The 21,806-nt window shown below is 61.9% G+C and carries 20 protein-coding genes; 11 read left to right on the forward strand and 9 right to left on the reverse strand.

The window, feature by feature from the left end; all coding sequences use genetic code 11:
* Window positions 1-204: 204 nt before the first annotated feature.
* Together AXK12_RS03750 and AXK12_RS03755 are read right to left on the reverse strand one after the other, a co-directional pair.
* Window positions 205-2,325, reverse strand: a complete 2,121-nt coding sequence (locus AXK12_RS03750; protein ID WP_068711588.1) for a DNA gyrase/topoisomerase IV subunit A — start codon at window positions 2,323-2,325, stop codon at window positions 205-207.
* A gap of 6 nt (window positions 2,326-2,331) precedes the next feature.
* Window positions 2,332-4,188, reverse strand: a complete 1,857-nt coding sequence (locus AXK12_RS03755) for a DNA topoisomerase IV subunit B (protein ID WP_068711590.1) — start codon at window positions 4,186-4,188, stop codon at window positions 2,332-2,334.
* Between the two features lie 115 nt (window positions 4,189-4,303).
* Here AXK12_RS03755 and AXK12_RS03760 point away from each other — a divergent pair, with 115 nt between their 5' ends.
* Window positions 4,304-5,026 carry a hypothetical protein gene (locus tag AXK12_RS03760; RefSeq protein WP_068711592.1) on the forward strand — a complete coding sequence of 241 codons (723 nt, stop codon included), beginning with the start codon at window positions 4,304-4,306 and terminating at the stop codon, window positions 5,024-5,026.
* Window positions 5,027-5,327: 301 nt separating this feature from the next.
* Window positions 5,328-5,693, forward strand: a complete 366-nt coding sequence (locus tag AXK12_RS03765) for a hypothetical protein (RefSeq protein ID WP_231863521.1) — start codon at window positions 5,328-5,330, stop codon at window positions 5,691-5,693.
* Here the strand turns inward: AXK12_RS03765 and AXK12_RS03770 are convergent.
* The gene (locus AXK12_RS03770) at window positions 5,690-6,562 is read right to left on the reverse strand and encodes a DUF1684 domain-containing protein (RefSeq protein ID WP_231863522.1); all 873 of its coding nucleotides are present in this window, start codon (window positions 6,560-6,562) and stop codon (window positions 5,690-5,692) included. The two genes, AXK12_RS03765 and AXK12_RS03770, sit on opposite strands and share 4 nt — an antisense overlap.
* 163 nt (window positions 6,563-6,725) lie before the next feature.
* Between AXK12_RS03770 and AXK12_RS03775 the strand changes: the two genes are divergently transcribed.
* The gene (locus AXK12_RS03775; protein ID WP_068711598.1) at window positions 6,726-8,399 is read left to right on the forward strand and encodes a Na/Pi cotransporter family protein; all 1,674 of its coding nucleotides are present in this window, start codon (window positions 6,726-6,728) and stop codon (window positions 8,397-8,399) included.
* 45 nt (window positions 8,400-8,444) lie between these two features.
* On the opposite strand, the gene AXK12_RS03780 is transcribed toward AXK12_RS03775, so the two are convergent.
* On the reverse strand, window positions 8,445-9,608 hold the full coding sequence (locus AXK12_RS03780) for an MFS transporter (protein WP_068711600.1): 1,164 nt from the start codon (window positions 9,606-9,608) through the stop codon (window positions 8,445-8,447).
* Window positions 9,609-9,728: 120 nt separating this feature from the next.
* Here AXK12_RS03780 and AXK12_RS03785 point away from each other — a divergent pair, with 120 nt between their 5' ends.
* Window positions 9,729-10,736, forward strand: a complete 1,008-nt coding sequence (locus AXK12_RS03785) for a hydroxyacid dehydrogenase (RefSeq protein WP_068711602.1) — start codon at window positions 9,729-9,731, stop codon at window positions 10,734-10,736.
* Window positions 10,737-10,755: 19 nt separating this feature from the next.
* Here the strand turns inward: AXK12_RS03785 and AXK12_RS03790 are convergent, their stop codons facing one another.
* Window positions 10,756-12,111 carry a class I SAM-dependent RNA methyltransferase gene (locus tag AXK12_RS03790; RefSeq protein ID WP_231863523.1) on the reverse strand — a complete coding sequence of 452 codons (1,356 nt, stop codon included), beginning with the start codon at window positions 12,109-12,111 and terminating at the stop codon, window positions 10,756-10,758.
* Between the two features lie 68 nt (window positions 12,112-12,179).
* Between AXK12_RS03790 and AXK12_RS03795 the strand changes: the two genes are divergently transcribed.
* Window positions 12,180-13,004, forward strand: a complete 825-nt coding sequence (locus tag AXK12_RS03795) for an RNA methyltransferase (RefSeq protein ID WP_068711607.1) — start codon at window positions 12,180-12,182, stop codon at window positions 13,002-13,004.
* Window positions 13,005-13,399: 395 nt separating this feature from the next.
* Here AXK12_RS03795 and AXK12_RS09490 read toward each other — a convergent pair whose 3' ends face one another.
* Window positions 13,400-13,525, reverse strand: a complete 126-nt coding sequence (locus tag AXK12_RS09490) for a hypothetical protein (protein ID WP_269446580.1) — start codon at window positions 13,523-13,525, stop codon at window positions 13,400-13,402.
* A gap of 62 nt (window positions 13,526-13,587) precedes the next feature.
* On the opposite strand from AXK12_RS09490, the gene AXK12_RS03800 reads away from it, so the two are divergent.
* The 5 genes from AXK12_RS03800 (at window position 13,588) to AXK12_RS03820 (ending at window position 17,698) form a co-directional block, all read left to right on the forward strand.
* Window positions 13,588-14,031, forward strand: a complete 444-nt coding sequence (locus AXK12_RS03800) for an EVE domain-containing protein (RefSeq protein WP_068711678.1) — start codon at window positions 13,588-13,590, stop codon at window positions 14,029-14,031.
* 7 nt (window positions 14,032-14,038) lie between these two features.
* Window positions 14,039-14,884 (forward strand): prephenate dehydrogenase, encoded by an 846-nt coding sequence (locus AXK12_RS03805; RefSeq protein ID WP_231863525.1) that lies wholly within the window; start codon window positions 14,039-14,041, stop codon window positions 14,882-14,884.
* 113 nt (window positions 14,885-14,997) lie between these two features.
* Window positions 14,998-16,266 carry a 3-phosphoshikimate 1-carboxyvinyltransferase gene (gene aroA, locus AXK12_RS03810; RefSeq protein WP_068711609.1) on the forward strand — a complete coding sequence of 423 codons (1,269 nt, stop codon included), beginning with the start codon at window positions 14,998-15,000 and terminating at the stop codon, window positions 16,264-16,266.
* A gap of 3 nt (window positions 16,267-16,269) precedes the next feature.
* Window positions 16,270-16,971 carry a (d)CMP kinase gene (gene cmk, locus AXK12_RS03815; protein ID WP_068711611.1) on the forward strand — a complete coding sequence of 234 codons (702 nt, stop codon included), beginning with the start codon at window positions 16,270-16,272 and terminating at the stop codon, window positions 16,969-16,971.
* Between the two features lie 31 nt (window positions 16,972-17,002).
* Entirely contained in the window at window positions 17,003-17,698 is a 696-nt protein-coding gene (locus tag AXK12_RS03820) for a lysophospholipid acyltransferase family protein (RefSeq protein WP_231863526.1), read from the forward strand.
* Between the two features lie 376 nt (window positions 17,699-18,074).
* Here the strand turns inward: AXK12_RS03820 and trpS are convergent, their stop codons facing one another.
* The 3 genes from trpS to AXK12_RS03835 form a co-directional block, all read right to left on the reverse strand.
* A complete protein-coding gene (gene trpS, locus AXK12_RS03825; protein ID WP_068711682.1) occupies window positions 18,075-19,040 on the reverse strand; it encodes a tryptophan--tRNA ligase in 966 nt (321 codons plus the stop codon).
* Window positions 19,041-19,368: 328 nt separating this feature from the next.
* Window positions 19,369-20,073, reverse strand: coding sequence for an acyltransferase (locus tag AXK12_RS03830; RefSeq protein WP_068711615.1), 705 nt, complete (start codon window positions 20,071-20,073; stop codon window positions 19,369-19,371).
* 108 nt (window positions 20,074-20,181) lie between these two features.
* Window positions 20,182-20,424 carry a hypothetical protein gene (locus tag AXK12_RS03835; protein WP_068711617.1) on the reverse strand — a complete coding sequence of 81 codons (243 nt, stop codon included), beginning with the start codon at window positions 20,422-20,424 and terminating at the stop codon, window positions 20,182-20,184.
* Window positions 20,425-20,520: 96 nt separating this feature from the next.
* Here AXK12_RS03835 and AXK12_RS03840 point away from each other — a divergent pair, with 96 nt between their 5' ends.
* Window positions 20,521-21,729 carry an MBL fold metallo-hydrolase gene (locus tag AXK12_RS03840; protein WP_068711619.1) on the forward strand — a complete coding sequence of 403 codons (1,209 nt, stop codon included), beginning with the start codon at window positions 20,521-20,523 and terminating at the stop codon, window positions 21,727-21,729.
* Window positions 21,730-21,806: the final 77 nt, after the last annotated feature.

Here is a 21,806-nt window from a genome sequence, read left to right on the forward strand (position 1 = left end):
AAAAAACGAAGCGCTCTACTTTCCAGCCCGCGCACACGTAAAAAACAACGGGCCGCCAGCAAACGACCGGTACGCTACGAGGCGCATTGGCCGGTGCGCCAGCAAGCGACCGGTGCGTCTCGCAGCGGCCAGTGCATCTCGCGACACCCGCTGCGTCTCGCGCCGGCCCATCGCTCCTCGCAGCGGCCGATCAATAAAAGCGGTCTAGGACCGCCGTTTTACGCTTTTGATTGTCCACTTGGTGACGGTGAGGCCCTTGGCGGAGCGGGTGGACAGTGGCACGCGCGTTAGATCGAAGTCCAACTCGCGAATACGCGCGCCGCTGCGCCCGTCGATCGCGATGTGCACCGCCTTGGGCATCGCTGCCTCGCTCTCTGCCACATCCAAATACACCACGCGCGCCGGGCCCTCCGTCTTCGCAAGCGAGTAGAGTTTGTCGCGAGAGAGCCCGCCGATCTGGAAGCGCTTCGCGAAGGCGCGGCCCGTCTTCTCGTCTTGGTAAATCAGCGTGTAAAACCGGCCGTCGCCCTCCTTCGGCCAAACGCCGACGTGTAGGATATTGCGGCCCATAAAAACTTTATCCGCGACCTTCGAGACCTTGAGCGAGCAGTCCGCCATAAGGCACAAAACGCTGTCGAGGATGGTGCACTCTTTTACAAATTCGTGCTGCCGCCAATTCAGCCCGATAAAGCCTTCCTCGCGATTCACGTAGAGTCGCTGGTTTGCCGAGGCGACTTCCGCTGCGCTGATTTGCTCAATCTCATCGTAAGTCGTCCGCCGCTTATGGCCTTTGCCAAACTTTTCCTGCAAGCGCTCAAACCACGCGATCGCGTAATCGATCAAGTGCGCGAGGTCATGCTTCACGGCCTCGATTTCGGCCTCGATTTTCTTAATCCGCTCGTCCGCCTGAAAGCGGTTGTAGGCGGAGATTCGCTTAATCCGAATCTCGGTCAGCCGCGTAATATCGTCTTCGGTCACCTCGCGACGCAGCCCCGCAATAAACGGCTTTAGCCCTTCGCGAATCTCTTCGAGCACCTCCTCCCATGTCTTGGATTTCTCGATACGCCGGTAAATCCGCTCCTCGATAAAAATCCGCTCTAGCGAATCCCAGTGCCACTGTTGGTCGAGCTCGCCCAAGCGGATTTCCAACTCGCTACGCAGCAGCTCGACGGTGTGGTCAACACTCCGCCGCAAAATCTCGCGCACGCCGATAAACTGCGGCTTATCGGCCCCCGTCTCAGGATCGCGCACAATCACACACGCCGAGGGCGACAGATTCATCTGCGCCTGCGTAAACACATAAAGCTGCTGTGTGACTTGCTCGGGGTCGCTCCCGGGCGGTAAATGAACGAGCAGTTCGACTTTATCGGCGGTGTTATCGTCGACATGTTTGACCTTGATTTTGCCCTTCGTGTTGGCGGCCACGATCGACTCGATGAGCGACACCGTATTCGTCCCGTAGGGCAGCTCGGTAATGGCGAGGAGCGTCTTGCTGCGCGTTTCTATTTTCGCGCGCACGCGGACTTTTCCGCCGCGCTCGCCGTCGTTGTATTCGGAAAAATCCGCAATCCCGCCGGTCGGGAAATCGGGGTAAATCCTAAACGCTTTTCCTTGCAGATGGTTAATCGCCGCGCGGCACAGGTCGTTAAAGTTGTGCGGCAGGATCTTCGTCGCCAGCCCCACGGCGATGCCCTCCGCGCCTTCGAGTAAGGTGATGGGAAACTTGGCGGGCAAGGCGACCGGCTCTTTCGCTCGCCCATCGTAGCTGAGCTGCCAAGTCGTCGTTTTCGGGTTAAAAAGCACCTCGCGCGCAAAAGGCGTTAACCGCGCCTCAATGTAACGCGGGGCCGCCGCTTCGTCCGCAGTAAAGGGGTTTCCAAAGTTGCCCTGCGGCTCAATCAGCCAGCCGCGCTGCGCAATCGCGACCAGTGCCGCACCGATGGATGCGTCGCCGTGCGGGTGCAGCCGCATGGTCGTGCCGACGATATTGGCGACTTTGTGAAAGCGGCCATCATCCATGTCCCAAAGCGTGTGTAGGACGCGGCGTTGCACGGGTTTTAGCCCGTCATCGAGATGCGGCACCGCGCGGTCGAGAATCACATAGCTCGCGTATTCGAGAAACCAGTTCCGGTAGTGCTTTCGGAGGGCGGGCTCTTGAGCGGGAGCTGCGTCTACCGGGTTTAACCCTTCATCTTCCAAATCCGCCAAACCGGGGGACGCAGCCCCTTCTTTTGGGCGAGCTTCAGCACCGGTCGCGGCGTCAGCGCTATTCGAAAACTCGAGTTCGGCTTGGTCGGTAGTCTTTTTTGAAATACGTTTAGCCATGAGGGTTTAGGCGGCGGGAGAGAGGGTTTCGACGAGGTCTTTTTCGACGCGCAGGTTATCGATGATGAACTCTTGGCGGCGCGGCGTGTTCTTACCCATGTAGAAGCCGAGGAGTTCCTCGCTGTCGTGTAGGTGTGCAAGTGATACGGGCTCGAGCCGGATGTTCTCGCCGATGAAGTCTTTAAACTCGCTGGCAGAGATTTCGCCCAAGCCTTTGAAGCGGGTGATTTCGTGGCCCGCGCCGAGCGCGGCACTGGCGGCCTGTTTCTCGGTTTCGGAGTAGCAGTAAATGGTGCGGCGTTTGTTGCGCACACGGAACAGCGGGGTCTCCAAAATGTAGAGGTGCCCGGCGGCGATGACTTCGGGGAAAAACTGCAGGAAAAACGAGATAAGCAGCAGTCGGATATGCATGCCGTCGACGTCGGCATCGGTGGCGATGACCACGCGATTGTAGCGCAAGCCGTCGAGCCCGTCTTCGATATTGAGCGCGGATTGGAGGAGGTGAAATTCCTCGTTCTCGTAGATGACTTTTTTGGAGAGCCCGTAGGTGTTGAGCGGTTTGCCTTTGAGCGCGAAGACGGCCTGCGTCTGCACATCGCGGCAGGCGGTGAGCGAGCCCGCGGCAGAGTCGCCCTCGACGATGAAGAGCGTGCTCTGCTCAGCGAGCGCGGCACGGGTACCGAGATGCTGGCGGCAGTCGCGGAGTTTGCGATTGTGCAGCGAGGCTTTTTTCGCGCGCTGGCGGGCGAGGTTGCGGATGCCCGCGAGGTCTTTGCGCTCGCGCTCGCTTTCTTGGATTTTGGCGAGGAGCGCGTCGGCAGTCGCCTTGTTTTTGTGCAGGTAGACGTCGAGCGTCTGCTGCACGAACTTGCCGATAAACTCCTTGATCGTGGGGCCACCCGGGCCGACTTCGGTGGAGCCGAGCTTAGTCTTTGTCTGCGACTCGAAGACGGGCTCCTGCACGCGCACCGAGACGGCGGCGACGATTGCTTGGCGGATGTCAGCGGCCTCGAAGTCTTTTTTGTAAAAATTGCGCAGCGTGTTAACGACGGCTTCGCGAAAGGCGAGCTGGTGGGTACCGCCCATCGTGGTGTGCTGGCCGTTGACGAAGGAGTAGTACTCCTCGCCGTAGTGAGCACCGTGCGTCATCGCGATTTCGATGTCGGGGCCTTCGAGGTGGATGATCGGGTAGAGCGTCTCGACCGTGAGGTTTTTCTCCAAAAGGTCGCGGAGGCCGCCAGCGGAGCGGAAGGCGCGGCCATTGAGCGTGAGGGTCAGCCCGCGATTGAGGAAGGCGTAGTTCCACAACAAGTCCTCAATGAACTCGGGGCGAAACCGCCAGTCCGCGCCGAAGAGGGCCGCATCGGGGGTGAAGCGAATCAGCGTGCCACTGCGCTCGGAGCAGTGCGCGACTTTGCCTTCCTTGACGAGGCGGCCTTGGGCGAATTCGACGATTTTGGTTTGGCCGTCGCGAATGGATTGCGCGGTGTAAGAGAGCGAGAGCGCGTTGACGGCCTTTTGGCCAACGCCGTTTAGGCCGACGGATTTTTGAAAAGTCTGGCTGTCGTATTTCGCACCCGTGTTGATGACTGATACGCACTCGACGAGCTTTCCCAGTGGGATGCCGCGCCCGTAGTCGCGCACGATCACTTCGCGCTCGCTCAGCTCGATCTCGATGCGCTTGCCATTGCCCATCGCAAACTCGTCTACCGAGTTGTCGATCGTTTCCTTGAGCAGCACATAAATGCCGTCCTCGGCGTGCGCCCCATTGCCCAAACGGCCAATATACATGCCCGGGCGCAGCCGGATGTGTTCGGTAGAGGAAAGGGTCTTGATGCTCGCTTCGGTGTAGGCGTTTGCCATGAGAAAAACCCCTAGGCACGAAAAGCCCGCACAGCATGACAAGCGAAATTGCCCCCGCAGCTCTGCGCGCTCATGGCTCCGCGTGCTCCCTAGTCTCCTCCCCCACACATCGCGTATGAAAAAGTTTTTCCTCATCCTCCTCGGCGGGCTCGTCCTGCTCGGGGCCGGGCTCTACTACGGGCTCGGGCCCGTGCTCAACTCGGGCGTGCTCATCGGCGTCAACAACCTCGGCCCTAAAGTTACCCAGACGCACGTCTCGCTCGCCGATGCGCGGCTCTCCCCATTCACAGGACGCGGAACCCTCACCGGCCTCGTCGTTGGCAACCCGCCCAACTGGACCGCGCCGCACGCCTTCACACTCGGCAAAATCGACCTCAAGGTAAACCTGCGCTCGCTGCGCGGCGACGTCATCGAAATCGAGGAAATCGTCATTGAGCAGCCGGAGTTCGTTTACGAAACGCGGCTCGTCTCCAGCAACCTCGGTGACCTGCTCAAAGCCATCGAGCAATTCACTGGCACGAGTGCGCCCACCCCCGACGCGACAAGCGAAAAACCCGCGAAACCGGTGAAGCTGATTGTGCGCAAGTTCCGACTCGTAGGCGCGAAGGCCAGCCTCGGCGTCGGCCCTGCCGCGCTCCCCGTTTCGCTCCCCACAATTGAACTCCAGGACCTTGGCTTAGCTAAAGGCGGAGCCACGCCCGCCGAGCTTTCGGGAGAAGTGCTGAGCCAAGTCTTGGGCGAGATCGCGAAAGCTGCCGCCAACCCCATCAACGCCGGAGCCGCCGCTGGAAAAGGCGTTGGCGGAGCCGTCAAGGGACTCAAAAAGCTCTTACGGTAAGGAGCCATAGGCCGCCCTTTACATTGGCGCGGTGTCGTGGCCCCTGCGTCAGTTTGGTGCTGTAGCGTTGACAAGCGAAACCCGCCCCACCTTCCTCCCTCCCCTCGTTAAGAAAAGACGATGACTCCCTCCGCGAACACGATTCTCAGCCGCTCGGCCCATGACGCCTCCTCCGTCGTGGTACTCTCCGCTGCTGCCGTCGTCGTCGCTATTAAAGCTACGCCGCGAGGGGCCTGATCGTCGAACATCACCAGACACGCTGACAATCACCCGCCCCTCCGGTCAAAAGCCGGAGGTTTTTTTGTCCTCACGGCCAGCGACAGGAGTGGCGCCACACACGCTCAACCGCCACACCGCCATGCATCCTGCCACCGCCACCACGCCCTTCACTTTACTCTGGGCGTCGATCGCAAGAAACGAAGAAGACCCACCGCAGCGGTCACTCGCTCCGGCGCCGCGCGCCCTCGCACAACAGACGAGCCGCGCGCCAATGCCGACGGCTGCGCCCAAGGGGAGCTCCAGCCAATCAATCACACGCGCCACAGCGCAGCCCACAGACGCACGAGCACGGAGTGTGAGCACCCCTGCACGAAATGAGCGCGCCGCCGACGCCTTCATCCCTGCCGACTTTCTCGTTACGAATCTGCGGCCCGACCTGCTCGACTAGTGAGCGGCAAGCGGAGCCTTCTCCCCAGCGCGCACCGCTATCGACAACACATTTTCTGAGGGCGGCAGTGGGCAAGTCGCGTAAGGCGTAAACGCGCAAGGCGGGTTAATCGCCTTGTTAAAATCGATGATTACGCGGCCCGACTCGTCGGGCGGATCGGCATAAACGAAACGCGCCGCGCCATAGGTCTCGTGCCCGCTCGTCTCATCCGCGATGATGAAGAAGAGCGGTTCGCCGAGCGTCTCTTGGAGCGGCAGCAGTGCCAGCCGCTGGCCCTCGCGTTCGAAAACGGCACGGCCCAACACGAGTGCCTGCGACTCTTGTCCGAGCGTGTTGGTAATCGTGACCTCGCGCGGTGCAGCGAAAGCCTCCCACTCAGCCTCCACCCGCCAACTTTCGTCGGTCGGGAAACGCTCGATTCCCGCAAAGCCCCTGCGGCGCGGCGAAGCAGTATCCTGCACGCGAAGTGCCATCCGCCCGCCGCGCACGATCACGTAAAAACTCATCGAGCCGCACGAGACAGTCGTCGTCTGCCCACGCGGCCCGCGCCCTTGAGGGATGAGTTCTTCCGAAAGCACTTCGCGCCCATCGACTCGTACGCCCGCCCCCGGCGTCACGCGCAACATCACGCGCCCGCTGGGTTGTAGGTCGATTACACCGAGACTCAGAGGCCCAGCGCCGAGCACGATATCGTTACCTTCAGCAGTACCGACCTGCTGCTCACCTTCGCTCAAGAAATGAAGCCCGATGAGCGAAAGCCAACCCTCGGCAGCCGTGAGCCGCGCCACTCGCTGTGCGTGCCACTCGGTAAGCTCCGCTTCATAGTCCCCGGGCGGGGACACTGCCAGCCCCGTCGCGAGTAATAACATGAAACAGAAAGCTCTTTGGGAAAACCGCAGCATGGCCCCATGCTAGAAACGCAAAAGACGCGCTGGCAACGACCATGCAGAGGATGAATCTTGAAGCCGCTGAGTACAGCGGCCTTGTTCACCCCCAACTCCCCCACTCCGCACTCAACTGCTCCAGCCCACAATGATCGGTCAACTCCTCGGTGGTATCGGCTTATTCCTGCTCGGCATCTTGTTGCTGACGGACGGGTTGCGCACAGCCGCAGGGCAGACGCTCAAGCGGATCCTCTCACAGTTTACCGAGCGTAAAACTTCGGCGTTTCTTTCGGGGCTCACCATCACGGCCATGGTGCAGTCCTCGAGCGCGACGACGCTGGCGACCATTGGTTTCGTGAGTGCGGGGCTGATTACCTTTTCTCAATCGATCGGTGTCATCATCGGCAGTAGTGTAGGCACGACTACGACGGGCTGGATCGTCTCGCTACTCGGGCTAAAGTTGAGCCTGTTTACCATCGCCATGCCGCTGGTCGGTATCGGGGCCTTGATGCGGCTGATGCTCAAGGGCCGCATCGCCTCAGTCGGCTTCGCCATCGCGGGCTTCGGGCTAATCTTTATCGGGATCGATACGCTGCAACACGGCATGAATAGCCTCGCTGCCCATGTGCAGCCCGAGGCCTTTCCAGAGCCCAGCCTCACCGGGCGGCTCATCCTCGTGGGCATCGGCATCGCACTCACCGTCATCATGCAGGCGTCGAGTGCCGCCGTGGCGACCGCCATCACCGCCTACCACTCCGGCACGCTCGATATCGCCCAAGCCCTCTCGATCGTCATCGGTGCCAGTATCGGCACCACCCTTACCGCGGGTATTGCCGCTATCGGCGCAAGCACATCGGCGCGGCGCACTGCGCTCGTACACATCCTCTTCAACAGTTTCTCAGCCGCAATCGGCTTTGCGCTAATGCCGCTCTATGTGTGGCTACTCACGCACCTCGATCCCGAAAGCAACAGCGCGCCCGGAGCGTGGTCGATTGCGGTTTTTCACACGCTTTTTCACATCGTTGGCGCGGGCATCGCACTGCCCGGAGCGGAGGCGTTTTCGCGCATCATCACGCGGCTCATTCCTGAGCGTAAACCCGCGCCGACTAGCCACCTCGACGACAGCCTCGCCCAAGTGCCCGAAGTCGCCTTCGAGGCACTGCGCCGCGCCCTCGTCGAGTGCACGCTTATCCTCACCGCTTGGATCAAGCACCGCAGTGACTCGCGCCACCCCGAGGCCGCGCTCTCCCCCGAGGCCGTTCACGACAGCCTAGAGCACGGCTACGCATTCCTCTCGAGGCTTCCCGCCACTGTTCCCATCAAGCCTGGAGCGACCAACCCGCGCCTCTCGCTGATCCATGCAATGGATCACCTCGACCAAATCGTCGGCGTGCTCAAGACCGTGCACAGCTACCCCGAAAGTGACCCCTCGGGCCGGCTCGACCAAGCGCGCGAAAAACTCTTCGCACTCTTCACTGAGCTCGAACGGCTCGTTTCTAGCCACAGCCTCAAGACCGACGAAAACGCGGAAGCACAGCGCAGCGACAGCACTGAAGCCCTCGCGCAAATCGAGCAACTGTCCCAAACACTCGCCGCGCTGCGCCGCACAGGCCGACACGCACTTTTACGCGAAACTGCCGAAGCCGCACTCTCACCCGCTAAGGCCGATGAACTCCTCGAAGCCGTCCGCTGGATGGATACCGCCGCCTACCACCTCTGGAGAGCGGCCTACCATCTCGCCCACGCGGCCGACCCCGCCGAGCAAGACCCGCACAAACACGCTCCCGCTCACGGCCCCGAGTGCGCTACGGCAAAGGACTAAGAAACGCACTTTTCCCGATTAGAGCCACAACGCCACGCTGATAGATCAACGGCTCGCGTGCCTCCTCATCACGAGCACCAGCGGCGCCATCAAAAGGGGCGCGACGACTGAAATCACCAAGCCCCAATGCATATTACTCCGGTCGGCGACTATACCCACCGCCCACGGCATAAAGACCCCGCCCACATTTCCCGTTGCTGAAAGCAGCCCATACATACTCGCCCCACCACGCGGATAACGATTGGCCGTCACCCCCAGCATCGTCGGCCACAAACAGCTGCCCGTAAACCCGACCGCAATACACGCCGCCAAAGCCATCCACGGAATCGGCAAAAACGAACCCGCGATAAATAGCACGACCGAGCTCGCGCAGGCCCAAGCCATCATACGATACATATCCCAGTTTTTGCCAAACCAGCCCACCGCCATCCGCCCCAGCGTCATCGTCACCGAAAACAGCAAAAGCGACATCCCGCCCACCCACGGCGCATAGCCCAGCGAACGCTCCGCATATGCCGGTAGCCACTGCGCGATCCCCAGCTCCGCCGCCCCGCCCAGCGAGATTGCCAGCATCGCGCCCCAAAACCACCACTCGCGCGCCAAACTCCGTATCGATAAAACCACTTCACCCTCCGGCACTAACGCGGGGAATTTCATCGGCGCAAAGCATGCGATTAGCCCCACCGGCAACACCAACATCACCAAGCACGCGCCACGCCAACCAAGGCCCGCCTGTAAGGCCACAGTCCCCAGCGCGATCGTCACCACCGCCCCCACGCAGTAAAATGAGTGCAGCCAATTCATCGCGACCGTCCGCCGCTCAGGATTCAATGCGGCCACGACTGGGCTTAGCACCATATCGAGGACGCCCGCGCCCAGCCCCATCCCGAACAACGCCACCGCCAACGACAAGTAACTCGGCGCAAATGCCGCCCACAACAAACTCACCGCCATCAACACATTGCCAATCTGCACAAAGCGCTTCGCCCCCCAACGATCCACGAGCGGCCCTGCCGCCAAAATCCCTAGCACCAGCCCGCCAAACGGGCTCGCCGTTAGCCGCCCCATCTCCTCTTGGCTAAGCCCCGCCTCGCCCCCATAGGTCACCCCGAGCGAGGTCAAAAACACCGGCAGCAAATTTAGCCCGATCGACAGGCACATCATTGCCAAGTAGCACAAGTTCGTGAGTAAGCGCGGCGCGACTTTCATAAACAGTTCCTCAAAAAAACGCGCAGGAGAGTCTGCCCCTTTTTAAAGGCAACTCTGGAAACGTGTTTTATCCCGACACGCGTTTCGCCCTCATCATCGCGACCGCAACTCCCGCTCCCTATGACAGCAAAGCCCCCCGCCGTCCTCCTCCTCGCGCCCTACTCGCTCAACCTCGCTTACGGTGGCCCCGTCCTCGACCGCCTCCGCGCCACGGTCGACCTGCGCGCCATCATCACCCCCGGCGACACCTGGCGCGAACACCGCGCCGCCCTCGCCGAGGCACAAGTCCTCTTCTCCAGTTGGGGCATGCCCGTCCTTGATACCGAACTGCTCGACGCCCTCCCCCAGCTCCGCGCCATCTTCTACGCAGCGGGCTCCGTCCGCTCCTTCGTCACAGACGCCATGTGGGCGCGTGGCATCCGCCTGAGCGCCGCCTCCGCGCAAAACGCTATCCCAGTCGCCGAATACGCGACCGCCGCGCTCATCCTCGGTCTGAAACACTTTTGGCACTACCCTCGCGGACTCTACGCAGCACACTCTACCCACCTCGAAAAACCGCCCGCTCCCACGCCCTACCGCTCCACCATCGGCCTCATCTCCTACGGGAAAATCGCCCGGCTCGTCCGCCAACGCCTCCGCACTTACGACGTCAGCGTCGCCATCTACGACCCATTCCTCAGTGCCGAAGAAGCCCAGCGCGAGTCCGTCCGCAAAGTCGATACCCTCGACGAGCTCTTCGCCACTGCCGACGCCCTCTCTCTCCACACCCCGCTGCTCCCCGAGACCGAAGGCATGCTCCAAGCCCGACACTTTGAGGCGATGCGCCCCGGCGCCTTCTTCCTCAACACCGCACGCGGGGCCCTCATCGACGAACCCGCCATGATCGAGGTCTTCCGCCGACGCACCGACCTCACCGCGGTCCTCGACGTCACCTATCCCGAACCGCCCGCGCCCGCCTCGCCCCTTTTCACCCTACCCAATATCATCCTCACTCCTCACCTCGCCGGCTCCGTCGGCCCCGAGTGCCAACGCATGGGCGACGCCATGATCGACGAATTCCTCCGCTACCGCGCCGAAGCCCCCCTCCACTGGGAACTCAACGCCGCCCAAGCCGAACTCCTCGCCTAAAAAAGACATAACCGCGTGGTCACTGGCCGCGCGCCAAAGTAATCACGCATTCGAGATGCCGTGTTTGCGGAAACAGGTCGAAAGGCTGCACGGCTTTGAGCGCGTAGCCCGCTTCGAGGAACAACCGCAAGTCACGCATTTGCGTTGCCGGGTCGCAGGACACATAGACCACCGCGCGCGGGCCGAACGCGAAAAGCTGTCCCAGGAACCCCTCATCACAGCCCCGCCTCGGCGGGTCGATGATGACCGCCGTTTCTTCAGGCGGAAAATCGAGTCCCGCAAAAATCGCCGCCGCATCGCCCGCTAAAAACCGCGCGTTAGTAATCCCGTTGGCCACCGCGTTTTCTTGGGCAAAGCGGATCGAGCTCTCGCTAATCTCGACCCCCGCCGCCTGCTCGAAGGCACTCGCCGCGCTCAGCGCGAAAAGCCCGCTCCCACAATACGCATCGACCAAAAACCGCCCGCCCGAGCTCGCGGCCTGCTCGCGCACATAGCCCGTAAACGCAGGCAGAATGAAGGGGTTATTTTGAAAAAAATCCCGCGCCAAAAAACGCAGCTTTAAGGGCTCCTGTGCATCCCCTCGTGCCAGCTCTTCGGTAATCACCGCATCATAGTCGGTCACGACGCCCTCGCTCGCGTGCCGCAGTAGCAACGTCGCATCCCGCTTATACTCGCGGCGTTCGAGCCGCTGCCGCGTGCGCTCGCGTACCTCCACTAGCCGCGCATTAATCTCGGGCGTCGCAATCGCGCACTCCGGCACATCAATCACCTCGAAGCGCGTCCCTTGCCGCAAAAACCCGATGGCGGGCCGCCCCACCTTAAAGTGCGGCGTAATTTTCGACCGATACCCGTACTGCCTCGGCGAACCAATCACCGGGGCAACCTCGTGCTCAATCCCCACCATGTGCTGAAGCAACTCCTCCACCTGCCGCCGTTTCCACACTAATTGCTCCGCGTAGTCCAAATGCTGATACTGACAACCGCCGCACTGCCCAAAAAGCGCACAATACGGCTCCACCCGATGCGGAGAGGCACGCAGCACTTTTAGCAAATCTGCCTCCGAGTAGTTCTTATGATTCCGAAACACCCGCACCCGCACCCGCTCCCCGGGCAGACAAAACGGCACCATGACCACCCACTGCCGCAGGCTGTTTTTACTAGGCGTGGAGCGCGTTGGCTCCAGGTCCGGCGGCCCCTCTTTATCGGGCGTACCGGCGTTGTCGGCGCGTCCGGCGTCAAGGCCCTCGCGTGGCGCCGCGCCCTCTTCCGGCAACTCCACGCGGCCGAGCCCGTGGCCGCGATTGGTTAAAGTCGAGATCTCTAGCTCGATCTCAGCGTGATAGGCGAATGGGTAGGCGTTGAATTTCTTAGCCACAGTTCGGTGCAAAGCCGCTCACAATTCAAAAAAACGTGAACTTCCCAATCCTGTTTTTCTCTTCTGCTATGGAAACCGCCGTGCCTGCACCCGCTCCCGAATTCATCACCAGCCTGCAAAACTCGCGCATTAAACTGCTCGTCAAACTGCGCGACCGTCGCCCCCGCGACGCCGCCCGCATCTTCCTCGTCGAAGGCTACCGGCAGATTCGCCGCGCGCTGGATAAATCCATCCCGCTCCTAGAGCTGTATTTCTGCCGCGAGTGTTTCCTGGGCAAAAACGAGGACGCACTCCTCGAAGAGGCCCGCGCTGCGGGTGCAGAGCTCATCGAGCTCTCCAAGCCCGCCTTTGAAAAAGTCGCCTACCGCGAACGGCCCGACGGGCTCCTCGCCGTCGCGCCACAATGGCGGCGCCGACTCAGCAACTTAGCCTTAAGCGAGTCGCCCTTCGTTCTCGTCGTCGAAGGCATCGAAAAGCCCGGGAACCTCGGCACCATCCTACGCAGCGCAGACGCCGCAGGCTGCGACGCCGTAATCGTCTGCGACCCAGTCACCGATATTTTTAACCCCAATGTCGTGCGCGCCTCGACTGGCGTCCTCTTCTCCGTGCCGCTCGTCGTCGCCGAGAGCCGCGAGGTCGCCGCTTGGCTGCGTGCCAAAGGCATCCGCACCGCCGCCACCACTCCGCACAGCGAACAGCTCTACTCGCAAGCCGACCTGCGCGGCCCAATCGCCCTCATCATGGGCAGCGAGCAATACGGGCTAAGCGACTTTTGGCTGCAAGAAAGCGATCTGACACTGCGCATCCCAATGGCCGGACAAGCCGACTCGCTCAACGTCGCAATGGCCACCCTCGTCACCCTCTTCGAAGCAGTGAGACAACGCGGGCTATGACCCTTTTACTTTGCGAAACGGCCCACAACCTTCCGCGCGGTCAGTGACCGCTCTCTCTCTGAGCTTCCACTACGCGTGGGGCGGCAGCGTGTCGCTGCACCCATTTACCGAACGCTTGGCCGCCGTGCATAAGCACGGCAACCAAGCGTTCGGTAGAAAGGACCCCAAACTTGGAGGCGGATGTTTACTGGTGATTTTTCCCACCTCGCCCAAGCGGGTTATCACTCTACTTTCCCCTCCCTGTCGCAACGCGACAGGGAGAATGTTTTCAAATTTGGGATTTCGCTTTCGCGCGATAGCGCGTTGCGAAATCCCAAATTAAATGGAAGCGGTCACTGACCGCCGCCCCACGCGCAGTGGGAAAAAAGCGTATCAGCGCGGCTGCCGTGCGAGCGTCAATGGCTGTGTTCCCTGAGCACGTAGAGCACTGCTGGAATCGCGATCAGGAGCACCACCAGTGCGTAGAGCAGTAGGATGACGCGACGCGCCTTATCTTTTTCAGCCTTTTCAGGGTCGAGCATGCCCGCCTTTACTGCTGCTGGCCCTCCGAATGTCGAGGGCGCAGGCTGCCTTCCCGACCGCCATGAAAAAACAACACTGGCTAGTGAAATCCGAACCGAGTGCCTATGCGTGGGCCGATCTGCTCCGCGACGGTGAGACCGACTGGACGGGCGTGCGCAACTACCAAGCCCGTGCGCACCTCGCGGCGATGCGTGTGGGCGACCTCGTCTTCTTTTACGAAAGTGTCAGCACCAAGGCCGTCCTCGGCATCGCCGAAGTCACACAAGCTGCCTTCCCCGACGCCACCGCCACCGGAGCCGATGCCGCAAAAGGCTGGATTGCCGTAAAACTACGGGCTGTCCGCGCACTCCCGCGCCCCGTCACGCTCGCACAAATCAAGGCCCAGCCCGAGGCGAGCGGGCTCGCAGACATCCCCCTGATCCGCCAAAGCCGCCTCTCTGTCATGCCGCTCAGTGCTGCGGTTTTTGAAAAAATCGAGCAACTTGGCCGCGCCTCAGTGCTTTAAAGACATAATGACTTCCCACTTAAGCATTATCGCCCCCGGGTTACTCGGAGCCTCCGTCGCCAAGGCTGCGCACGAACGAAAGCTCGCCGGACGCGTTTCGATCTGGGCGCGACGCGCAGAAGTCCGCCGCGCAATCACTCAACAGCCGTGGTGCGCCGCCGCGCCCGAAGCCCTCGCCGACTCAGTCCGCGAGGCCTCGCTTGTCGTAATCGCCGCGCCGGTCACGCACATCGTGCCGCTCATCTGCGAACTCGCGCCGCAGCTACCCGCTGGCGCAATCGTCACCGATGTCGGCAGCGTAAAGGGCGAGATTTGCCGCGACGCACACGCCGCACTCGTGGGCACACACGCTCACTTCGTGGGCTCACACCCGATGGCCGGCTCGGAAAAGACCGGCTGGGAACACGCTCAAGCCGACCTCTTCGAGGATCGCACCTGCTTCGTCACCCCACTCATCGAGAGCGACCGCCACGCGACCGAAACCGTCTCCCGATTTTGGCAAGCACTCGGGGCCAAAGTCGTCCAGACCACACCCACTGCGCACGACGAAATCGTGGCCCACATCAGCCACCTGCCGCACGCCCTCGCCGCAACGCTCTGCGCCGCGCTCGGGCGAAAGGATGCGAACTGGCCTGCCTACGCCGGAGGCGGGCTGCGCGATACGACGCGCATCGCAGGCAGCGACCCGCAGCTTTGGCGCACGATTTTTGAGCAAAACCGCGACGCGATTCTCCGTGCGCTCGATCATTTCGAGGCCGAGCTGTGCGGCTTTCGCGCCGCTCTCGCCGCCAAGGATTACGACGCGCTCACCGATACCCTTGCACGCGGCCGACACTACCGACAGCAGTTTTGAAACGCGCGCGCGCACAGCGTCAGCGTCTTTTGCGGCGAGCCAAAGCCCGCTGACTGCGCCGCGCCACCCGCCCTCATTCTATAATACCGTATTCACATACCACATACCGCTTCATGGCCAAGCTGCTGCCCGACCCGCTCCCGATTCTCCCGTTTACCGCGCCTGCTCCGGGCTCGGTCACCCTCCCAGGCTCGAAGAGCATCACGAACCGCGCACTCATCCTCGCCGCGCTTGCTGAGCAGCCAGTCACATTGCGCGGCGCACTCTTTAGCCGCGATACGCGGATTATGGTCGCCGCACTCCGCGCGCTCGGGTTTCGCGTCGAGACCGATGAAGCCGAGCTGACGACTACCGTTTGGGGCCTTGGTGGAGAGATCCCCAACGCGGAGGCGACGATCGACGTGGGCAACGCAGGCACCGCCGCCCGCTTCCTCACTGCGCTCGTCTGTCTGCGCAAAGGCGGTGTGTATCACTTCGACGGAGACGCCGCCATGCGTGCCCGGCCCATCGCGGGACTCCTCGACGCACTCGCCCAACAAGGCGCCAGCGCCGACTCCCAGACCTTTCCCTTCACGCTGCGCACAAACGGACTGCCCGGCGGCACGGTCACGCTCAACGCCTCCGCAAGCTCGCAACTCGTCTCCGCACTGCTCCTCGTCGCACCTCGCGCCACCACTCCGCTGCGCGTCGAACTTTTGGGCGAAACCGTCTCCAAGCCGTTCATCACAATGACCGAGCGGATGGTCGCACAATTCGCCGCCCAAGCCCTTTCCGACTACGCGATCGAAGGCGATGCCACCGCCGCCAGCTACTTCGCCGCACTGCCGATTGTGACCGGAGGACGCGTCCAAATTAATGGACTCACACTCGGCCCCGCCGCGCTCCAAGGCGACACCGCCTTCTTTTCGCTCCTGGAAGAGGGGAAGTTAATTACCCGCGTGGGCGAGTGGGTCGAAAGCCTGGGTAAGTCGCACAAGCGCGGCCTCAGCGCCGACTTCAACGCCTTCTCCGACACCTTTCTCACGCTCGCCGCGATCGCGCCGCTCCTCGACGGCCCGACCAAAATTACCGGCATCGCACACACCCGCCACCAAGAAACTGACCGCGTCGCCGGTATGGCCCGCGAACTGCGCAAGCTCGGCCAAGCGGTCATCGAGACCGAAGACTCGCTCGAAATCCATCCGCGCACGCTCGTCCCCGGCCAAGTAATCGAGACTTACCACGACCACCGCTTCGCGATGAGTTTCGGCGTGCTCGGTTGCCACGACCTTCACGGCAACGGCCAGCCTTGGCTCTCAATCAAAGACCCGGGCTGCTGCGGAAAAACCTTCCCCCACTTTTTCGACGTGCTGGAAAAGCTCCGACGCGCTTCCCTCGCCTAATTCATGACTAAGGCCCCTGCCCCACCCCCTGCATCTGCGCCAATCATCGTCGCAATCGACGGCGGCGCGGCCTCCGGCAAGTCGTCCACCGCACGCGCCCTCGCCGCACGCTTCGGACTCCTGCACGTCGACACCGGCTCCTTCTACCGCCAAGTCTGCGCCAAGCTCATGGCGCAAAGGATCGCTCCGGACCAGACCGAGCCCATCGAGGCGGGCTTGGCCGCAGTCACCTTTTCTACGCAGGTCGTGGGCAACACCGCGCAACTCCTCATCGATGGTCACGCCGCAGGAGACGACATCCGCAGCGAGCAGGTAAATACCCACGTCTCGCACTACGCCGCGCTGCCCGCGGTGCGCGCCGCACTGCTCGCCTACCAACGCTCCCAGCCCGAAGTCGCCCGCAAGCACGGGTTTCGCGGCGTCGTCATGGAGGGCCGCGACATCGGCTCAGTGATTTTCCCCAACGCAGATTTTAGGATTTTCCTGCATGCCGACCAGGCCGCGCGTGCCGCCCGCCGCGCCGCCGAAGGCCGCGTAGACGCAGTCGCCGAGCGCGACCGGCTCGACACCTCGCGCAAAGCCGCCCCGCTCCTTTGCCCGCCCGGTGCAGTCGATATTGATAGCACCCACCTGACGCTCGAAGAAGTCGTCGAAAAACTAAGCGCACTCATCGCGCAAAAACTCCCTCCCCTATCTTCGTGCTGACGCTTCGCCCTGCCCGCCCCTGTTGCCCGCCATGAGTCACGGATTCCGCCAAGTCGAGATGGAGCCAGTGTATGGGCTCTTCCATTACCTTTTTGCGTCCGCTTACGGGATGTTTTTTCGTGGCGAGGTCGAGGGCCAGGCGCACTTGCCGCGCGAGGGCGGCTTCCTCATCGCCGCCAATCACGCCAGCTTCCTAGACCCGCCTATGATCGGGGCACAGGTCTCGCGGCAACTCGCCTTTTTCGCACGCAAAACTCTCTGGGGCAATGGACGCAGCGACAACAAGTGGCTCAGCCTTGGCGGCTTCGCCTCGTGGTGGCTCGACACAGTCGGGACAATCCCCGTCGACCGCGACGGCGGCCAAGACGTGAGTGCGATTAAGCGCGTGCTCGGCGCACTCAAAACCGGACGCGGGCTAATCCTCTTCCCCGAAGGCACACGCACGAGCGACGGTCAGCTACAAGCGCCCAAGGCAGGCGTCGGGCTCATCGCCTGCCGCGCACAAGTGCCAGTCGTGCCAGCGCGGATTTTCGGCTCGCGCGAAGCGATGGGCAAAGGCCAGCCCCTGCGGCTGGGAACGCCAGTCAGCGTGGTTTTTGGCCCGCCGATTTTGGCCAGCAACTACGACCCAGGCTCCAGCGCAGGCAAAGAACGCTACCAAGTCGCCAGCGAGCGGATTTTTGAGCAAATCGCCGCACTAGAAGCACCCACGCGGCACATCATTTAAGCGCGCGGTCAGCAGGGCTCCACTACGCGTGGGGCGCAGCCGCAGGCTGTTTTATTTGGCGGCGGGCTCGTTGGCCCGCCGTCCATCGCTGCACCCATTTACCGAACGCTTGGCTGCCGTGCTCATGCACGGCAACCAAGCGTTCGGTAGAAAGGAGCCCAAACTTGGAGGCGGGAGTTTACTGGTGCTTTTCCCCACCTCGCCCAAACGGGTTATCACTCTACTTCCCCCTCCCTGTCGCAACGCGACAGGGGGGAATGCTTTCAAATTTGGGAATTGGTTTCGTCGCGAAGCGACGAGGCCAATTCCCAAATTGAACGGGTGCAGGCACAGCCTGCGGCCCCACGCGCAGTGGGAAAGCAGGAGAAGCAGTCCTCTAGTCCAAGCCTGTGGCGTTGCGGACGCGTTTCATTACGCTCGAGGCGACTTCGCGAGCGCGGGCTGCGCCCTCGGCCAGCACATGATCGACATAGGCGGGGTCGGCAGCGAGCTCGGCGCGTTTTTTGCGGAAAGGCGCGAAGAACTCCCAGTAATGTTCGAAGAGGGCCTTCTTGAGGTCGCCGTAGCCGAGCCCGCCCGCGCGCAGCCGAGCCTCATAATCGGCGGCGACTGCTTCTGGCGCGACGAGCCGGAAAAGCTGGATCGCCGTGTTTTGGTCGGCATCCGGCTTGGGCTCCTCGCGCGTACGGCTGTCCATCACGATGGACATGATTTTTTGGCGCATCAGTTTTTCTTCGCCGAAGATTTCGAGCGTATTGCCGTAGCTCTTACTCATCTTCTGTCCATCGAGCCCGGGCACAGTCGCCACGCCGTAGCGCGACTCATACTCGGGGATAACGAAGGTTTGGCCGTAAGTTTGGTTAAACTTCGCGGCGAGGTCGCGGGTCATCTCGACATGCTGCTTTTGGTCTTTGCCCACCGGCACGCGCTCGGCGTCAAAGGCGAGGATATCGGCAGCCATGAGCACCGGGTACGCGAAAAGCCCAAAGTGGGGCGAGATGCCGCGCGCGACTTTGTCCTTATAACTGTGCGCACGCTCGAGGAGCCCCATCGGCGCGAGGGTGCCGAGAATCCAAGTCAACTCGCAGACCTCAGGCACAGCACTCTGCTTCCAGAAGACGCTCCGCTCGAGGTCGATGCCACAGGCGAGCCAATCAAGCGCGGCCTCGCGAGTGTTGGCGCGGCGGCGCGGGCCATCCGTCAGCGACGTCATCGAGTGATAATCGACGATGACAAAGAAGCAGTCGCCCTCTGATTGGGCGGCAAGCGCGGGCTTAATCGCGCCAAAGTAATTGCCGATATGCAGGGAGCCCGAGGGTTGAATGCCGGTAAGTGTGCGCATTTTGGGAAGGTCGAGGGGGGAATCGAAAAATGAGCGCGGACTCTTTTGGGCGATATTCGCTAAGTCGAGCGACAAGCAAGGCGGGGCGCACTCGCAGCGGCTCGCCACTCACGTGTGCTGCGCGCGTCGGCCCCGCGTCAGCGGGAAGAGCCGACGCGCCTGCGGCACGCTGTCGGCGACGCAGCCGCAGGCTGTTTTACTTATGTGAAGAACTCCGCCCCTGCGGTCGGAGCTTCTCCTCCACAAGCTAGGGGAGCCTTCGGCTCCATATGACGATGACCTCGCTTGACCTCGCCGTGAACGGCGAGGTGCGCGCTTTGGCGCGTGGTTAGCGGCGACACACCACTCTTCTGGAAATTGTCGGCCGACAGCGCGCGCTAGTATCGGCCTCGAGCACACCGCCGAAAGGCGTGAGCGGCATCACCACGGAGCGCCGCCCGAGCACCGTGCCGGGCATGAGGACCGCATTACAACCGACCTCGGCTTCATCCCCGAGAATCGCCCCAAATTTGCGCAGTCCCGTCATCACGACCTGCTCACCGACATCGACCGCGATCTCCGCTTGGTCGAGTCGCAGATTCGAGCACACGACACCCGCGCCGAGGTGAGTGCGATTCCCCAGCACGCTGTCGCCCACATAGCTAAAGTGCGGCACTTGCACGCGGTCGAGCAGCAGCGCGTTTTTAAACTCGCAGGCATTGCCCAACACACAGCCTGCGCCGACGATAACGTTTCCGCGCAAGTACGCGCCCGGGCGAATTTCGGTGCCCGCGCCAATCCACAAAGGCCCAATCAGCGTCGCATACGCAGGCAACTTCACGCTCGGGTCCAGATGCACCCAACCTTCGATATGTACGCCCGAGGGAATCTCGGCAGGCGGCAAGCTTGGAGAAAGACGCTGCGTTTGCTGCTGTGCGACGGCGAGTGCAGGGCCGATTTGCCGCAACCACTCCCAAGGCGCAGCCTCCGCCGCGAAGTGCGGTGTGAAACAGGAGAGGGATTCTGGGAGGGCGAAAAAATCTGCAGCGTGCATTCTTGCAGAAAGCAGAGAGAGCGCCCGCACGCGGTGCGAGAAATTGTTAGGCGCTGCGCACCGCCGTTTTCGCCGCCGTTTTCGCCGCCGGACTAGCCGCTGTTTTAGTTACGGCCCGATCCGTATATTCGGGTCTTGGGTGTTAATGACGCCGCGCGCCGCGTCAGCCCGGTACAAGGTGTTACCTCCAGTCTCGCTAATCGCCTCGGGCGGCAGCCCCTCATTATTAAAAGGCGAATGGGCAGGGATATCAGTAGGCCCAAACAAAGGATAATCGCGAAACGCGCTGAGCCCCAGTCGGCAAAGCAAGGCCGCAATGAGTAGTGCCACGAAAAAGCGAAAGTATGCCATGATTGCCTCCAAAACTCCGAAATGAGCCCACACCGTAAACCGGAAGCTCGCCCGCAGCACCACGCAGTGCCCTAGTAATTTCCGACGCCCGCCCCCATGAAAAAACTCCGCACGCCCATGTTAATCCTGCTCTGCCTCGCTTCGCTCCTCGGGCTCACTGCTAGCACCGCACTCCTCTATTACTGGGTGCATCCGATTTTCGGCGCGGCTCCCCAAGGCGCACGACTGGATCGCATCACCGCTTCACCCAATTACGCAAACGGCGCGTTCCAAAACCAGATTGAGACGCCGATGCTCACAGCCAACGAGTCGCGGCTCTCACTCATGTGGCGCGGCTTTGCTACGCGCAAACGCCCCGAGACCCGCCCACCGCGCCCGCTGCCCACAATCAAAACCGACCTGCGTGCGCTCGACCCCGCACAAGACCTCGTTATCTGGCTCGGCCACTCGTCGTACTACGTGCAACTCGACGGACGGCGGATTTTGATCGACCCGATTTTTAACGATCACGCCGCCCCTTTCCCTTGGATGAACCGCAGCTTCGCAGGCACCGACCTCTACACCGCAGCCGATCTACCCGACATCGACTTACTCGTTATTACGCACGATCACTACGACCATCTCGACTACAAGACCGCCCGCGCCCTGCGGTCCAAAGCCTCGAAAGTCCTCACCCCACTCGGCGTCGGCGCACACCTCGAAGCCTGGGGCTACCCCGACTACAGGGTTAACGAAATCGATTGGGGAGACGTGTTTCGTGTGGGCGCAATCGGCAGCAACCGCGCGAGTCGCCGCGACGGAAGCGCACAAAGCGGAAACCGCGCAGAAAAACCCGCCCTCGAAATCATCGCCACGCCCGGGCGGCATTTTTCAGGCCGCACTTTTAAACGCAGCCAAACACTCTGGATGGGCCTCATCCTGCGCACGCCTACTCGGCGGCTCTTCTTTAGCGGCGACACCGGCTACGGTCCGCATTTTGCGCAAATCGGCGCGCAGTACGGCCCCTTCGACTGGGTCACACTCGACACCGGCCAATACAACCCGCGCTGGGCCTTTATGCACATGCAGCCCGAAGAAGCCGCACAAGCCGCCGAAGCCCTCCGCGCCCACGCCTACACTCCCGGACACGTAGGCCGCTTCACCATTTCCGATCACGATTGGGACGAACCGTTTAAGCGAGCCAGCGCAGCGAGCGCGGGCCGCAGTTACGCATTGTGGACGCCCGAGATTGGCCGCCCTGTTTACCTCGATGGTCGCCCCCAGCACTTCGCCCCTTGGTGGGAGGAGGAGGAAAACGGTCACTGAAGTGAAGAACTCCGACCTTTCGGTCGGAGCTTCTCCGCCACCAGTCAAAGAGGCGGCAGGCAGGGACGACGCGTAAG

It is taken from the genome of Cephaloticoccus capnophilus (assembly GCF_001580045.1).
GTDB classification, from domain to species: Bacteria; Verrucomicrobiota; Verrucomicrobiia; order Opitutales; family Opitutaceae; genus Cephaloticoccus; species Cephaloticoccus capnophilus.